This is a genomic window from Crocosphaera chwakensis CCY0110 (assembly GCF_000169335.1).
Classification (GTDB): Bacteria; Cyanobacteriota; Cyanobacteriia; order Cyanobacteriales; family Microcystaceae; genus Crocosphaera; species Crocosphaera chwakensis.
In genome coordinates this window covers 38919-55005 of sequence record NZ_AAXW01000034.1, presented here as the reverse complement: position 1 = coordinate 55005, position 16087 = coordinate 38919, and the positions used below count along the sequence as shown (strand labels likewise).

General features: G+C 35.9%; 12 protein-coding genes. 8 read left to right on the top strand and 4 right to left on the bottom strand.

Annotated elements, in window-relative coordinates; all coding sequences use genetic code 11:
• The 3 genes from CY0110_RS18335 to CY0110_RS18325 all read right to left on the bottom strand — a co-directional run.
• On the bottom strand, positions 1–256 hold a 256-nt coding region (locus tag CY0110_RS18335), incomplete at its 3' end, for a DUF29 family protein (protein ID WP_008277013.1).
• A 33-nt stretch (positions 257–289) separates the two neighbouring features.
• Positions 290–2263 (bottom strand): bifunctional aldolase/short-chain dehydrogenase, encoded by a 1974-nt coding sequence (locus CY0110_RS18330; protein ID WP_008277012.1) that lies wholly within the window; start codon positions 2261–2263, stop codon positions 290–292.
• Positions 2264–2395: 132 nt separating this feature from the next.
• Positions 2396–2563, bottom strand: a complete 168-nt coding sequence (locus tag CY0110_RS18325) for a hypothetical protein (RefSeq protein WP_035799919.1) — start codon at positions 2561–2563, stop codon at positions 2396–2398.
• 319 nt (positions 2564–2882) lie between these two features.
• On the opposite strand from CY0110_RS18325, the gene phnC reads away from it, so the two are divergent.
• The 8 genes from phnC (at position 2883) to CY0110_RS18285 (ending at position 13875) form a co-directional block, all read left to right on the top strand.
• Entirely contained in the window at positions 2883–3632 is a 750-nt protein-coding gene (gene phnC / locus CY0110_RS18320; protein ID WP_008277010.1) for a phosphonate ABC transporter ATP-binding protein, read from the top strand.
• A 97-nt stretch (positions 3633–3729) separates the two neighbouring features.
• Positions 3730–4650 (top strand): phosphate/phosphite/phosphonate ABC transporter substrate-binding protein, encoded by a 921-nt coding sequence (gene phnD / locus CY0110_RS18315; RefSeq protein ID WP_035799935.1) that lies wholly within the window; start codon positions 3730–3732, stop codon positions 4648–4650.
• 160 nt (positions 4651–4810) lie between these two features.
• Positions 4811–5617 carry a phosphonate ABC transporter, permease protein PhnE gene (phnE, locus tag CY0110_RS18310; RefSeq protein ID WP_008277008.1) on the top strand — a complete coding sequence of 269 codons (807 nt, stop codon included), beginning with the start codon at positions 4811–4813 and terminating at the stop codon, positions 5615–5617.
• Positions 5618–5628: 11 nt separating this feature from the next.
• A complete protein-coding gene (locus tag CY0110_RS18305; protein ID WP_008277007.1) occupies positions 5629–6627 on the top strand; it encodes a phosphonate dehydrogenase in 999 nt (332 codons plus the stop codon).
• Positions 6628–6713: 86 nt separating this feature from the next.
• Positions 6714–7601, top strand: a complete 888-nt coding sequence (locus CY0110_RS18300; RefSeq protein WP_008277006.1) for a 4-hydroxybenzoate solanesyltransferase — start codon at positions 6714–6716, stop codon at positions 7599–7601.
• Entirely contained in the window at positions 7598–8350 is a 753-nt protein-coding gene (locus tag CY0110_RS18295; protein ID WP_008277005.1) for a DUF364 domain-containing protein, read from the top strand. The genes CY0110_RS18300 and CY0110_RS18295 overlap by 4 nt, the downstream gene beginning before the upstream one ends.
• Positions 8351–8617: 267 nt before the next feature.
• A complete protein-coding gene (locus CY0110_RS18290) occupies positions 8618–9394 on the top strand; it encodes an RNA polymerase sigma factor SigF (protein ID WP_008277004.1) in 777 nt (258 codons plus the stop codon).
• Between the two features lie 842 nt (positions 9395–10236).
• The gene (locus CY0110_RS18285) at positions 10237–13875 is read left to right on the top strand and encodes a HEAT repeat domain-containing protein (RefSeq protein WP_008277003.1); all 3639 of its coding nucleotides are present in this window, start codon (positions 10237–10239) and stop codon (positions 13873–13875) included.
• Here CY0110_RS18285 and ltrA read toward each other — a convergent pair.
• Positions 13828–15738, bottom strand: coding sequence for a group II intron reverse transcriptase/maturase (gene ltrA, locus CY0110_RS18280; RefSeq protein WP_008277002.1), 1911 nt, complete (start codon positions 15736–15738; stop codon positions 13828–13830). The two genes, CY0110_RS18285 and ltrA, sit on opposite strands and share 48 nt — an antisense overlap.
• Positions 15739–16087 lie beyond the last annotated feature (349 nt).

Sequence of the window (16087 nt, the reverse complement as noted above, 5' to 3'; positions counted from 1 at the left end):
TTTTATAGCATTCTTCTAAAGGGACATAATCAATTTTTAAACGATGTTCAATTTGTCTCATCAGCAACTTGATGACTGCATTATATTCTCTGCGTCCCAATGCTTCGATCTCCTCGATAATATTGTCCCAATCTAATATTTCTAAATGCTTTAACTCATGATGTGTGTTAACAAGCTCTCGTAAGGCTTGAGCTTGTTCTATACTCCATTGATGATAATCTCTGTCGTATGTGAGATCAATAGCTGCCTTGTTCATGAGTGAAACTCCTCAATAATAATATTGTAACTGTTAGATAACCCGTTCATTTCCCCCATCTAAAGGAACTTGTGCTGCTGTTGTTTTCTCAAATAAGCGATCGCACATATTAGCAGCCAACTCGGCCACATCATGACTGGTTACTTCCACTTTTAAAACATTATTAGTCTTATATTCTTCTATCGTTAAACCATAATTTTTTGCCCTAGTTTCTAACACTTCTTCTGTCCAAATACCCGTATCAAATACTCCATTAGGATGAATAGAATTAATGCGAATCTTATCCTTACCCCATTCCAACGCAGCCACACGGGTTAATTGATTTAACGCAGCCTTAGACGCAGAATAAGCAGCAGCCCCTGGTCCCGGTGCTGGAACATTTTTAGAGCCGATAACCACCATTCTACCCCCGTTAGGAGCCATTTTTAAGAAGGGATGAACTTCTCGCATTAACACCAGATTAGCATCGAGGTTAATACTCATAATGCGTCGCCATTGTTCCGTAGATAGGTGAGAAATGGGGCTACTCGCAGGGAAAATACCAGCATTGAGGATCACCATATCAACCCCCCCGAAGCGTCTTATCGTCGTCTCTAAGGCTTGCTTAATAGCTGTTTCATTAGTCAGATCACAAACAACACCACAAAAGTCCGATCCTTTGTGTAGGTCAGTAACACCTTCATTAATATCTAACCCGACCACTGCGGCCCCGCGCTTTAACAAAGACTCAACGCAAGCTTTACCAATGCCCGAAGCTGCGCCGGTAACGATCGCAACTTCTCCCATAAATGGCGGTGTTTGGCCCCCCTTGGCCAGTTTAGCTTGTTCGAGTTCCCAGTATTCCACATCAAAAATGTCTTGAGACGGTAACGCTTGATAACCGCCTAATAAGGTCGCCCGTTGGATGATATCAATGGTATGGTCATAAATGTCAGCAACAATGTTGGCAGCTTTGGCATTTTTTCCGATCGCACACATTCCTAATTCTGGATCTAAAATCACTCTAGGTGCCGGATCAACCATTGTTTTGCTGTCCTTCGCCTGGGCTAAATGAGTCTTAAAGTAGTTTTCATACTGGGTTACGTACCCCTGTACATCCTTTCCTACTAGGGGAGTTCTTTTCGTTCTAATCACGTGATCGGGAGTCGCTGGACCTTGTTGAGAAATGGTATTAATATCTTCTCGTTGAGCAAAACTAAGGGTTTTTTCAGTTTGTTGTAGGGAGAGAATGACGGGAAAACCAGCAGCAACAGAGATTTGATGACGCAGTTGAGCTAATGTTTCACTTAAAGATGTTTCAGGTACATTCACCGCCTTTTGAGGAATATCCCAAGCTTGATGCTGTTTGAGATAGTCTTCTGCTTCGGTGACTAATTCAATCATCCGTTCATAAGATTCTTTGGCCGTGTCCCCAAAGGAAAAAATACCATGATTCATCAACACCATACCAATGGTATTATCTCCTTTTTGCTTTTGAAATTCTTCGGCGCACAAACGAGCTAGATCAAAACCTGGCATAATGTAGGGAATGATCACAATGCGATCGCCGTATATTTCTTTGATGCGTCGTCTTCCTTCTGCTGTGTTAGTAACGGTAACCACTGCATCAGCGTGGGTGTGATCCACATATTTGTACGGTAAAATAGCATGGAGGATGGTTTCAACGGAAGGTGAAGGAGCATTAGCGCGGAGCATCTGAGTTTTCAACTCATTAACCATCTGTGAGTCTGATAAGCTACTTAGTTGGGCTAATTTGAGCAAATGAGGCATTCTTACTCCAGAAAAACCCCCTTCTTCGATGGTAGCTAAGTCCCAACCACTGCCTTTAACATAAAGTATCTCTTCGGTTTCACCAACAATATTATCTTGACGTATTTTGACCGATGTATTGCCACCACCATGCAATACTAAAGACGGGTTTTGTCCTAATAATCTCGAAGTATAAACTCTCAGGGCTAAATCTGTTTTATATTTAGCTGCGTCTTGGTCATTCCACAAACTTTTCATCAGCAGATAGGTTGAGTATCAAACATCTATCTTAACTGTATAACAATCTGATACGAAAAAAAACTCAGGATCACAACATTTATTAATTATCCTGAGTTGATGTAATGTTTAAACTTTTGCAAATAATTGAGATTAAATTTTTGTTAATTGTTCCCCTAAAAGATGCTCGTCTTTCATTGCATCTTCCCATTCCAACATGGGATCAACTTTGACATTTTGATCTTTTTCTAATAATTGACTAACAAAGTTTTCATAACCTTCTAAAGTATTAAACATAGATGGAGTTTCGCTTCTATACATTTTTACCTCTTATACTTTTTAGACTAATTAGTAAGCAGAGAAATTATTTCAATGTTAACTGCTTAATTCATTTCAATACAAACTGAGTTAAATAGGATAAGTCAAAACAACAGCTTAGTTTCAAGCTTAATCTTTATTCTCAGAGATGTAAACGCGAAAACTCACCCATTTTTATCCGTATATTTATAACAGAAAAAATACTGATCATGATTTTGATAAAGGAATTTTACGGAAAATCTATTAATTATTAATTATTTAGTGGTATATTATTCACTAATTTAACAAAAGTGATTGTTTAAACTTTAATTAAGAAAAGATTATGATTGTTCTTAATAATCTCAGTGTCATTTATGAAGATGAAACAGTCGGTTTAGAGAATATTTCTCTTGAATTTACTCCAGGAGAATTTACGGTACTTTTAGGGGCTTCTGGTGCAGGAAAATCAACTCTTTTACGTTGTATTAATCTTCTTACAATTCCTACTAGGGGTCAAGTCATTGTTGACGGTTTAGGAACTTTAAATAACCCTAAAGCTTTAAGAAAACACCGACAAAAAACGGGTATGATTTTTCAGCAACATCAATTACTTCCTCGACAAACTGCCCTTAAAAATGTTTTGATTGGTCGTTTAGCCTATCATTCTACTTTCAGAAGTTTTTTTCCTTTACCCAAAATTGATCAAATAATTGCCTTAGATTGTTTAGACAGAGTTGGCTTATTAAATAAAGCTTTAACTCCCGTTAAACAACTAAGTGGAGGACAACAACAACGGGTAGGAATAGCCAGAGCTTTAGCTCAACAACCTCGATTTCTTTTAGCAGATGAACCCGTTGCTAGTTTAGATCCTGGAAGTTCACATAAGATATTAGCTAATCTCAAAAAAATTTGTCAAGAAGATGGCATTGGTGCCGTAGTTAGTTTACATCAAATTGATTTAGCTTTAGAATACGGCGATCGCATTATTGGTCTTGCAGGGGGAAATATCCTGTTTGATAGTCATCCCTCAGAAATTAAATCGCAACAGTTAGAAAAAATTTATCAAACTTCTTCCTTGATGAAAACAGTTTAATTGTTATCTAAATTACATTATAAGAAACTTTAACGATCTTGATTTTTTAGTAAAAATGTTTATAATCAACGGTAAACATATTCAGATTAAAAGAAGTATGCTCACTTTCATTTTTAAAAAATCCTTAACCACTGTTGTTTCTCTTTCTTTATTAACTGTAATCGGTTGCGGTACACCAAATACCGAAATCTCAAATAATAATCCTGAAAATACCAAAGTGGATACAAAAGCAAACCCAGAAAAATTAGTGGTTGCTTTGTTACCCGATGAGTCAGCTTCTACAGTGATTCAAAATAATAAGGGGTTAGAAGTCTACTTAGAAAAACAACTAAATAAAGATATTGAATTATTCGTTAGTACCGATTATTCTTCTATGATCGAAGCAGCGAGTAACGGTAGATTAGACTTAGCCTATTTTGGACCCTTGTCCTATGTCCTAGCAAGAACTAAAAGTAATATAGAAGCCTTTGCAGCATTAGAGAAAGATGGAGAAGCTACCTACAAATCTGTGCTTATTGGTAATGCAGAAGCTGGTATTGATTCTTATGACAAAATAGAGGGAAAAACAATGGCTTATGGAGATCAAGCTTCTACTTCTAGTCATTTAATTCCTAAGTCAATGTTAATGGAAAAAGAGTTAAAAGCAGAAGAAAACTATAAAGAGGTGTTTGTGGGTTCTCATGATGCTGTGGCTGTCGCTGTTGCTAATGGAAAAGCCCAAGCTGGAGGACTAAGTAAGCCCATTTATACTGCTTTAATAGAAAAGGGAACTATTGACAAAAATAAAGTCATTTTAATCGAAGAATCTAAACCATTCCCCCAATATCCTTGGACTATGCGATCTGACTTAGAACCTCAACTAAAACAGCAAATTAAACAAGCTTTTCTAGAACTCAAAGATGAGGCAGTTTTAGAACCATTTAAAGCAGAGGGGTTTCAATCAGTAGAAGACAAAGATTATAATGTTGTCCGAGACTTAGGAAAAATCCTCAATCTTGATTTTTCCAAACTTAATTAATGTACACCTTGAGTAAGTGCAAAAATACCTTATTTGTTTAGGGATAAAAATGTTAGACTATCGAATAAGATTACTTGCTTTTATTAAATGAAAAGTAAAATTATATTAGGTAAAATCTGATAAATTTATCTCTATTTTTTATTAATTAAACAGGGTAAGAATGACAAGTAATCAACATAAATACGATAACTTGCTACGTCAGCAAAAAAATCTCTGGTATCGAACATTAGTAAATACAATAATTCTAATTTTAATTATTATTATTAGTTTTGCTATTGTTGGTTTATTAGATATAAATCGTTTGTCTGAGGGAATTCCTGACCTTCTACAAATGGTAGCGCAAATGTTACCTCCAGATTTTACTCGCGTTCATGACTGGATTGAACCCTTAATCGATACCCTAGCCATGAGTATTGCAGGAACAGGAATGGCTATCATTTTTTCTTTACCTATTGCTTTAGGAGCGGCACAAAATACCAGTCCCCATCCTTTGATTTATTTTATATCAAGAATCATTTTGAATATAGCAAGAGCAATTCCTGAATTACTTTTAGGAATTATCTTCGTTGCTGCTGTTGGTTTTGGCGCACTTCCTGGGGTATTAGCATTAGGATTTCATTCTATTGGTATGGTAGGAAAATTCTTTGCTGAGTCCATAGAACATACAGATAAAGCTCCTATTGAAGCAGCAAAATCTGTTGGTGCAAACCAGTTACAAATCATTTTTAATTGCATCTTACCCCAGGTTTTACCCCAGATAGCTGATGTTACTTTTTATCGCTGGGAGTATAATTTTAGAGCTTCTTTAGTATTAGGTGCAGTGGGTGCTGGTGGTATCGGATTTGAAATTATCGGGGCATTACGTTTACTCAAATACCAAGAGGTATCTGCCTTATTATTAGTAGTATTAGTTATGGTAACATTAGTCGATAGTTTAGGTAACTTTTTAAGAAAAAAATTCATTTAAACAAATATAATATGAGTCAAAAACCTAAAGTTGTTATTACCCATTGGATTCATCCCGAAGTCATTGACTATTTAAACCCATATTGTGAGCTTATTCTCAATCAAACCAAAGAAACCTTAAGCCGAGAAGAAGTTATTAATAGAAGTAGAAATGCTCAAGGATTAATGGTTTTTATGCCCGATCATATTGATGTAAAATTTTTAGAAGCCTGCCCTAACTTAAAAGTAATTTCGGGCGCATTAAGAGGTTATGATAATTTTGATGTAGAAGCTTGTACTAAACACAATATTTGGTTTACTATTGTTCCTGATTTATTAGCTGCTCCCACAGCAGAATTAACGATAGGATTATTAATAATATTAGCTCGTAGAATGTTAGAAGGCGATCGCTTAATTCGTTCTGATAATTTTCAAGGTTGGAAACCTCAACTATACGGTACAGGATTATTAAATAAAAGCCTAGGAATTATTGGTATGGGAAAATTAGGAAAAGCCTTGGCTAAACGATTAGTCGGCTTTGATATGAACTTGTTATATACCGATCCTATTTCCTTAACAAATCAGCAAGAAAAAGATTGGAAAATCAGTAAAACTTCCTTAGAAGAATTATTAAGTAAAAGTGACTATGTTGTTCTAATGGTTTCCTTAGTTCCTGATACCTATCATCTAATTAATGAAAACACCTTGAAACTAATGAAACCCAAGAGTTTCTTAATTAATCCTTGTCGGGGTTCAGTAGTAGATGAAAATGCAATAGCGGATGCCATTAAATCAGGACATTTAGCCGGGTATGCTGCTGATGTTTTTGAAATGGAAGATTGGGCGATCGCAAACCGTCCAAAAAGTATCAATCAAACCTTATTAACTGATATAAAACATACCTTTTTTACACCTCATTTAGGCTCAGCAATTAATGATGTTCGTCGTGAAATAGCTATAGAAGCAGCTAAAAATATTATTGAAGTTTTCTCAGACAACAGACCAAAAAGTGCCATAAATAATATTATATAGAAAAAACTTGATTTTTAAGAATTTTTTAGATTATAATCTTTAAAATAAAATATAACTATACCAATAAAATAGTAATATATAAAACAATGATTACCCAATCTCAACCTCAACAAGAAGCCACTTGGTTAACCATTATTCGCTTGTTAAGATGGGATAAACCAGCAGGTAGACTAATTTTAATGATTCCTGCACTATGGGCTATTTTTCTAGCAGCAAGAGGGATTCCCCCCTTACCCTTAGTTGGAGTTATTATATTAGGAACCTTAGCCACCAGTGCAGCCGGATGTGTGATCAATGATCTCTGGGATAGAGATATTGATTCTCAAGTAGAAAGAACCCAAACACGACCTTTGGCTGAGCGATCGCTATCTATCAAAGTTGGTATTCTGATCGCTTTTATTGCCCTTATTTGTGCTGCAATCTTAGCCTTTTATCTCAACACATTAAGCTTTATATTATGCGTTGCTGCTGTTCCTTTGATTGTCTGTTATCCTTTAGCTAAACGAGTCTTTCCCATTCCTCAATTAGTGTTATCTTTAGCTTGGGGTTTTGCCGTATTAATTAGTTGGACGGCTGTAACAGGACAATTAGAAAATCATACTTGGGTATTGTGGGGAATTACCGTCTTTTGGACATTAGGTTTTGATACCGTTTATGCGATGTCTGATCGAGAGGACGATAAAAAAATAGGCGTTAATTCTAGTGCTTTATTCTTTGGTAAATATGCAGGGGAAGCAGTCGGAATATTCTTTGCGATTACAGCCGGATTATGGGCTTATTTAGGAGTTACAATGCACCTAAATTTAGGGTTTTGGATAACATGGGTTATTGCTTTAGTGGGTTGGATGATACAATATATCCGTTTAAGTTCTCCTGAAATTCCTCAACAAACCTATGGTCAAGTATTCAGGCAAAATGTTGTGATCGGCTTTATTGTATTAGGAGGAATTATAGTTAGTATTACTCTAAAATGATTAACTCCAAAGAAATTTACGACTTATTAATCGATTATGGCCAAACCAATACCCCCGTTGAAGAAATTATTATCGGCTTAACCTGGACACTGTGTAAAGCCGAAGGGATCGGATTATGTATGAGTCCGGCTATTCCTACCCGTACCCTATCTTGGTCAGGAACCTTAGTGAATCAACCCATCCAAGAATTATCATCATGGTTGCGATCGTGGGATGCTTATCAAGCAACTGTAGCGATGGCTGCCATCAATGCTATTATTAACCACCATTCTCCCTTACTTCAAAAAGCGATCGCCCTTCCTGTGGCAACATCGGCTAATTTGTCCGTATTTGAGTATTTTCTTCCTCAACTCCAAGGTAAACAAGTTTCGGTCATTGGCCGCTATCCAGGGTTAAAACAGTATGAAAAAACCATGAATATCAATGTCATTGAACTCAACCCTACCCCTGGAGACTTTCCTGCCACTGCCTCAGAATATTTACTTCCCTCATCTGACTGGGTATTTTTAACCGCCACATCTATTCCTAACAAAACTTTTCCCCGTCTTGTAGAATTATCTCAGAATGCCACTGTCGTTTTGATGGGGCCAACCCTTCCCTGGTTAAAGGAATTTGCTGATTTTGGTATTAACTATTTAGCTGGTGTTACCGTTAGCAATTCTACCGCCTTAAGACAAACGGTTGCCGAAGGCGGAGGCGTAAGAATCTTTGAAACAGGCGTACAATATCATTTGTTATCATTAAATTAAGGTATTTTGATAAAATAACTTAATGATCTAAAAAGTTACATAAATACTAGATGGCAAGTGATATAACGTTTTAATCACTCCACTGAAAAATTTATCACTTCATATATCTTTAAGTAGTTTCCTGTTGTTCTCCGTAGAATTAAGTAAACTTCCGTTAAACCGACTTTTGAAGAATAGTATAAATCCCGTTGTAAGTAACATCCCCTTCATTTTAGGCTAAGTATAGTCAATTGGTTGCCAACAACAGTACAACGGTGCATATTTGCTATGTATAGCCCTACCAAAGAAAACGTTAAACTCGAAACCCTTAATTTGTTTCAAGCGTATCAAAAAACACCCAAGCCTACACTAAGAAATAAAATTTTAGAATTAAATTTTGGTTTGGTTCGTAAAGAAGCACATCATTGGGTTCATCAATGTCCAGAGAGTTACGAAGATTTAGTTCAAGTGGGTAGTTTAGGCTTAATTCGTGCCATTGAACGGTTTAGTATTGAAAAAGGTCATGCTTTCAGTTCTTTTGCTATTCCCTATATTCGAGGCGAAATTCAGCATTATTTGCGGGATAAAAAATATACTGTTCGTATTCCCAGACGTTGGCTAGAATTGGGAAGACAGTCTATGAATGTGCGCCGAGAATTTAGAGAAAAATTTAACCGGCAACCAACAGATTCAGAAATTGCTCAAGTCTTAGAAATTTCCTTAAAAGAATGGCAAGAAATTAAACTCGCTTTTCAAAACAGAGAACCTGTTAGTTTAGATGTGAAAGTTAGTAGTGAGGGAGAAGGACAAACCAGTTTAGGAGACTTAGTTCCTGATGCTAACTATCGTAGTTTTCAACTAGCACAAGAAGATCAAATTCGTCTCCAACAAGCATTAGAACAATTAGAAGAAAGAACTAGAAATATTCTCGAATTTGTTTTCCTTAAAGACTTAACTCAAAGAGAAACAGCCGAACAGTTAGGTATTAGCGTAGTTACCGTTTCTCGCCGAGTCAAAAAAGGATTAGAAATACTCAAACAAAATATGCACAAAGAGATATGTTAATTAATATATAAACTACACCCTATCATTTGAATAACAAGGATGTTAACTGATCATACGAAATTCACTTTTAAAACTAGACTAACATAATCTATTTTTTGTTTATTGTCTATCTTCGTTAGTAGTTGATGATAATTCTGAACTTCTACCCACGAAAAATGACAAAAGCTTTCTCTGAAGGTAGTTGTAGCGATTTTCGTAATACCCGTAACTGTACACAATCTCTCTCAAGGTTATATGAAGTGGGTTTAAGCAAACTGCACTTATATAGTTCAATAGTACAGCGATCGCTAAAAGCCTTTATAGATAGGGTTTACAGAAAGTAGTATATTTATTATGTGAGGAGAAGTTCAGATAATCCGATAATGATAAGAGCAAAGTAATTACCTTATGTCTTATTTATAAACCTAGTTTGATTTTTGTCGATTTAGAAATCCTTGATACAGAGGGTTAGAAAATTTGTCATCAACTAGATAAACACTTAAGTTTAGCAACATTTACTATTATTGGGTTAGTTGAAAAAGAAAGTATCGTTGAACGTTTACAAAATAAAATTTTAGGGTATTCTATTTTAAGAAGGAAACCATTAAATAAAAAAGAAATATTAAAAATAATTTGGCAATATTTACTCCAAGTATGGGCTGCTTAATTCAGTCATTCCATTGATGGTAACTGAACTGTCAAAGCAGAAAATAGTCACAGCGTAAAGATTATCAACTTGGTTCACAGTTCTTCATAAAATACGATGAATCTCAAGGTGAGAAGAAATCACAAAAAATTATTGTTTTAAGCTTATCAAAAACCCCCGTCAGACAGTAAAATTGTAATAAAAGTAGGCGACAATAATGTCCCAAGTTCACTTATCCGCTACTGAAAAAACCCCCTCTAATCACAGCATTGACTGGAACAAAGTCGGTCGTCTTATGCTGAAGTACTCTTTACCCATCAACCCCATGAGTACCCAACCGAATAATAAAGGAAACCAGAGGAATAACTTATCTATTTATTTAGACTGTATCCAGAATCATAATGGTAGCCACGCTGATTCAAAACACCTTAAGCTAAAATCATCTGAAAGAGTAAATGGGAATCAGAATCAAACTGAATCATTATTTGAATATATTTGTGATTTAGATAAAAAGCAAAGAAAAATAGGGAACATTGCCATTGTCGGGGAATCAGGAACGGGTAAAAGTCTTTATTTACAAAAAATTGCCCATTGGATGTTAGATAAGACAGATTTTATACCCATTTGGCTGTCAGTCGAGCAGCTAACAAATCTTAGCTTAGAGACTTATTTAACCGATAAATGGTTAATTCAATGCTCAAAACATTATCGAACACAAAACAAACTTTCACAGCAAGTGTGGCAAGAGTCTTTTCAAGTATTATTAGAAAGTGGACGAGTTTGGTTATTAGCCGATGGGATTGATTATTTATTAGCTAAATCTATCAATGATAGGCATCAGTCTCCCCTGAATGTTTTGAGAAAAGAACGACATGATCTAATTGGCAATTGTCATTTAATGCTAACCTGTCAAACCGTTACTTGGAAAATGCAACCGCAAGCTTTAGCCAAATTTGACATTTATCAAACAAAGTCTCTAGATAATGAAAGTGAAATCCAACAATTTGTTAAGCAATGGTTTGTTCCCTATTCATCTCAACAAGAAAATCCAGAAAGTAAGGAAAACTTAGGAGAAAAAATATCTCATTTATTAAGCCAACCGGATAAGCAACATCTTCACAAATGGCTAACAAATCCCCTGAGACTATCTTTATTCTGTCGTTTTTTGCAGAAAAATCCTCAAACCTTACCCCAAACTGCAGCAACTCTCTATCAAGTTTTAGTTGATGAATTTTATCAATGGCAAGCAGAAACGACCCACGTTACTCCAGAAGTACAACAACAGTTAAATCAATTCTTAACTCAGTTAGCATTTAATCATCAACACAGGGAAAATACTTCTGCCCCGATTGTCCAAAAGATGATTGAAGATAATCGATCTTTACTATCTTTAAGTTTACAACTCCATTGGTTGAGACCAATAGGGATAATAAGTAAACAAGAGAAAGATAATCAGTACCGATTTGAAGATCAAACATTTGAAGACTATTTCGCTGCTTTAGCTATTGATAATTGGCAATATTTTCTTAATAAAGAGACAGTCACTTTAGAAATTTTCAGTGACCAATGGCAACAAGTATTGCTATTTTGGTTAGGAAGAGAGGATATTGTCTTAGAAGAAAAAGAAGCCCTAATCAAGGCTTTAATTAGCTTTGAAGATGAATGTGGTCAAGAGAATTTTTATGGATTTAGGGCTTATTTAATGTCCGCTATAGCCTTATCAGAATTTCCTACTTGTTCTTTAAGGGAAAATATCATAGAACAAGTGTTTACATGGGTATTAGCTGACACCGATTCCCAAAACTTATCTGCATTAGCAACTAGACAGGTAATGGGTGATCTTTATCGTCCTTTAGTCATTACTCATCTTATCGATTTGATCACTAACAATCCACAAGCATCAAATCAACAACGAGCATTATACTATTTAGAAAGATTGGGTAGAGGAAATACTGAAGTAATCGCTACTTTAACTCAATGTTTACAAACCACCGATGACGAAATCCTCCGTTGGCAACTAGCTGAAACCTTAGGAAACATAGATCAAGGTAATCCGACTGCCATCAATGTCATCGTTAAAGCATTAGAAACCGCTAACAGTGAATCAGACTATCAAAAAGCCTTTTTAGGGTTAGAAAAAATTGCACAAGGAGAGGGACAAGGCGTTAAAGCCTTAGTTCGTTTATTACATCATCAACCTAGCCCTAATTTAAGGCGACGAATCTTTCAGTGTTTAGAAATTGTTGGTCAAGGAAATGCAACGGCGATCGCTATTTTAGTGCAATTAATTCGGACAACCAAAGATGAAACGATTAGACGACAAGCAGCAGAAAGCCTAGAAAAAATTGATCCCGGAAATCCCACGGCTATTGCGGGTTTAATTAAATTAATGGAGACAACCACTACTCCCAGTATTCGTCAAGAAGTAGTTTATAGTTTAGGGGAAGTTTGTCCAGGAAATAGTCAAGCAATTACTGCTTTAATTCATCTCCTTGACGAGAATGAAGATACTTATCTTCGTTGGATTGCTATTAGTAGTTTAGGAAAAATTGGATTAGGAAATCAAAAAGCTATCACGACTTTAGAAAAATTAATCCACCCTGATGAACCTTTATTAATTCGCAAAGAAGCCTTAGATAGTTTAGGAAAAATTGATCCCAATAATCCTACAATTGTGAAAGCATCGATACAATTAATGGAACAAGTGGATAATGAAGAAAGTTATCGAGAAATTGCAGAAAATTTAGGGAAAATTGATCCAGGTAATCCCACTTCTATTAATGCTTTAACTAAACTATTACAAATATCAAGAGATCAGTTTATTTTACGTCAAGTTGCTGTCAGTTTAGGCAAAATTGATCCAGGCAATTTAGAAGCGTTGATGGTTTTAGTGAATCTCATTCAATCGACTCGTGATCCAGATATTCGTAGTCTAGCAGCAGAAAGTTTAGGAGACATTAGTCAAGGTAATCCCGCAGCGATCGCCACACTAATTAGACTGTTAGAAACCAGTTCTCATCTAGAAAGTCGTCGTTGTGCAGCTAAAAGTTTAACTAAAATTGCTGTAGGAAATAAAGGGGCGATCGCTGCCTTTCTCAAAATTCTGCCAACTATTAAGGATCAAGACTTAGGAAAACAAGTTGCTGAAGGCTTAATCACTATTTTGCCACAAAAACAAATGCCCCAAGTGGTGACTCAATTACGGGATTATCTCCTTAAAACTAACTTGGAAAAATATTCTCCTTGCTATCAAGTAATGTGGCACTGCGCCCAACATTTATCTTATCAGACCTTTACTGAAGCTTGGCATCAACGTAATTTACCTGAGCAACTTCCATCATCTTCTCAAATTGCTGAACCCAAACCAGCAGAAACCATAACTGTGTTTGAGAAGTTACGACAACAAATAAATAATAATTCTCAGTTAGAATCTACTCAAATCATTTGGATAGAGAGTCGTCGTTTTATTGATCCAGACAATCCTTCTATTGATATTTACGATCAAATGTTAGAACAAGATTGTTTAGCATTTGAGCATGGTTTACCAGAAACCCTTTCTAAACTCCGTCTTTATTGGCATCTATTACAAAGAAAATCTCCTAAAAGCCCATTAATTTTACTATTTTATGAGGAAGCTAAGGATAGTGCTGATTCTAGCTTATCTACCCATCTTCTAAAGAGTTTAGAGAAGTTTAAGGGTATTATTGGCGTGATCACCAGACAGGAATCATCAGGATTATTTCTTTTTTCTCCTGATGATCCTCAATTAGGGGAAACCCTCTTACACTGGATCACTCAGAAGGTTAAACTAAGCCAGGCTGTCACCAGCCCGACTCGTCTTCAGAACCGGACGTGAAAGTTTCCCTTCATCCGGCTCCTCTGTAAATAGGCTCCTGTTATGAGTACCATTGACCAATGTGGGTAAGTCGTCTTTCCACTCCCATTTGATAATTTCAAAATGAAAGTTGATTTCTTTTAGGGTTTTATCCCATATTTTTTGACTTTTATAGGACTTGATATCCTTTAAATCCCTTTTGGTTTTTGTATCATGGCAATGTAAATGTAGTGCTTGGAGATTATCTTTTAGGTTATTACCCCCTGCTTTTAGAGGTGTTATATGGTCGGTTTCGATTTTATCTCCAGGCATGAAGGTTAATCCACAATGATTACACTTACCCTTTTGCTTTTTGAGCAGTGTGGCAACTGATTTTTTCATTTCAGGATGTTTTCCCATTCTAGAAGCCCAGTAGTTCGTGTTTCCATCGTATGGGCTTGAATTACCTTTTACTTTGGTGTATCTAACTACTTCTGTTTGGCTATGTCTAAATAGGGTGTATTCTTTGTTTTTGAATTTACATCCGAAAACCCAGTTGTTTGTTCCTATGGTATGCCAATATTTCTTGACCACCCATTTTTTTGATTTTTTGGTGTGTCTTCGCAACGCCCATCTGTATAACTTTAACCATAGTAAATGGTCAAGTTTTTTGTAGGTTTCTGAACTGCATACTGCTCGGTAGTAGTTTGACCATCCTCTGATAACTGGTGTTAATTTATTTATTAACTTCCATTGAGGTGATGCTTTATGTTTATCTACTATTTGAGCTAGTTTTCTATAGTGTTCATTTACCTTCTCTTTTTCTGGTTTGATGATTGTTTTGAATCCTAACCTTTCTCCTTTGGTATTTTTACCAGATTGGTTTTTTCCTACTTTATATTGTCTAATATAAAAACCTAAGAAATTGAACCCTGGTTTGTTTCCTTGATGTTCATTCAAGGTGTTTAGTATTTTGGTTTTTTCTTGGCTTAATTCTAGACCTGTTGGTTTCAACCAATCTTGAATTATTTCCTGACAGGATTCTATTACGTTCAGTTTTTCATGGATTATTACGAAGTCATCTGCATATCTGATTAAGGAGAGGGAGCTTAAGTTTAAGTCCTTTCTTCCTTCCCATGTAGCAGCATATTCTTTAATCCTGTTTTCCATTCCGTGTAGTGCAATATTGGCTAATAAAGGTGAGCAAATTCCACCTTGAGGGGTTCCTTTTTCTGGAAATATTGTATTTCCTTGGTCGAAAATCCCTGCTTTCAGCCATGCTCTTATTTGTCTCCTTAATGTCGGAAATGTATTTATTTTCTCAAGGAGTTTTGAGTGGTTTATACGGTCAAAGCATTTACTTATGTCTGCATCTAGAACATATTTAGCCTTATATCTGATTTGATTGAAAATCGCCTCAATTGCGTCTTGACAGCATCTTCCAGGTCTGAATCCATAAGAATTTTCTTCAAACCTTGCTTCCCATTCGGGTTCTAATGCTGATTTGACTAAGGCTTGTTTTGCTCTATCTTGCATGACCGGTATTCCCAAGGGTCTTTCTTTTCCATTGGCTTTAGGTATCCAGACTCTACGTACAGGTTTGGCTTTATCCTTGAGCTTTAGGTTTTGGGCTAAGATTAATCGTTGTTTAGGTGTCAGTGATTTGACTCCATCGACTCCGGCTGTCTTTTTCCCTTTATTTTCTTGGGTTACTTTTCTGACCGCTAATAATTTGGCGTAATAAGAATTAAGGAGTGTTTTTTGAAGTTTTCTAACCTTCTTAATATCGCCATTGACACTGGCTTGATAGATTCGCTTCTGAAGCTTGAACACAGATTTTTCGGCTTTGTGCCAATTAATTTGGTTCCATTCCACTGTATTTGGTTTCAAATCAGTTTTAGACATATTTGCCTCTACTTACTCAACTATCTTCCTATATACAGTCAGTACGTCAGCTTATCCTCGGCATTACCCTTCTTTACTTTTGTTTCAGTAAAGCTATCCTCGTCATTTCGAGTTAAGGCATTTGCTTTTTACTGAATCCTACTCCCCCTATAACCTCCAAATTGGAGATTTTACATCTTGGTTGACTACTCAGAGATTCGACCATTTCTGAGAGTTATAGAGGGGTTTCCTCGTTCCGAATATCCGTTGATATGAACCTTTAGGATGTGTCTCTTCACCGAGAGAGATTGGTGTTGTATTACCTACAACCTGATTAGGTAATAATCATTTTCTCTGTTGACTTTTTGTC

Bases quoted from the DNA above. Each gene is read 5' to 3' on its own strand.
- CY0110_RS18330 (WP_008277012.1), bottom strand. From the start codon at position 2,263: ATGAAAAGTTTGTGGAATGACCAAGACGCAGCTAAATATAAAACAGAT.
- CY0110_RS18325 (WP_035799919.1), bottom strand. From the start codon at position 2,563: ATGTATAGAAGCGAAACTCCATCTATGTTTAATACTTTAGAAGGTTAT.
- phnC (WP_008277010.1), top strand. From the start codon at position 2,883: ATGATTGTTCTTAATAATCTCAGTGTCATTTATGAAGATGAAACAGTC.
- phnD (WP_035799935.1), top strand. From the start codon at position 3,730: ATGCTCACTTTCATTTTTAAAAAATCCTTAACCACTGTTGTTTCTCTT.
- phnE (WP_008277008.1), top strand. From the start codon at position 4,811: ATGACAAGTAATCAACATAAATACGATAACTTGCTACGTCAGCAAAAA.
- CY0110_RS18305 (WP_008277007.1), top strand. From the start codon at position 5,629: ATGAGTCAAAAACCTAAAGTTGTTATTACCCATTGGATTCATCCCGAA.
- CY0110_RS18300 (WP_008277006.1), top strand. From the start codon at position 6,714: ATGATTACCCAATCTCAACCTCAACAAGAAGCCACTTGGTTAACCATT.
- CY0110_RS18295 (WP_008277005.1), top strand. From the start codon at position 7,598: ATGATTAACTCCAAAGAAATTTACGACTTATTAATCGATTATGGCCAA.
- CY0110_RS18290 (WP_008277004.1), top strand. From the start codon at position 8,618: ATGTATAGCCCTACCAAAGAAAACGTTAAACTCGAAACCCTTAATTTG.
- CY0110_RS18285 (WP_008277003.1), top strand. From the start codon at position 10,237: ATGTCCCAAGTTCACTTATCCGCTACTGAAAAAACCCCCTCTAATCAC.
- ltrA (WP_008277002.1), bottom strand. From the start codon at position 15,738: ATGTCTAAAACTGATTTGAAACCAAATACAGTGGAATGGAACCAAATT.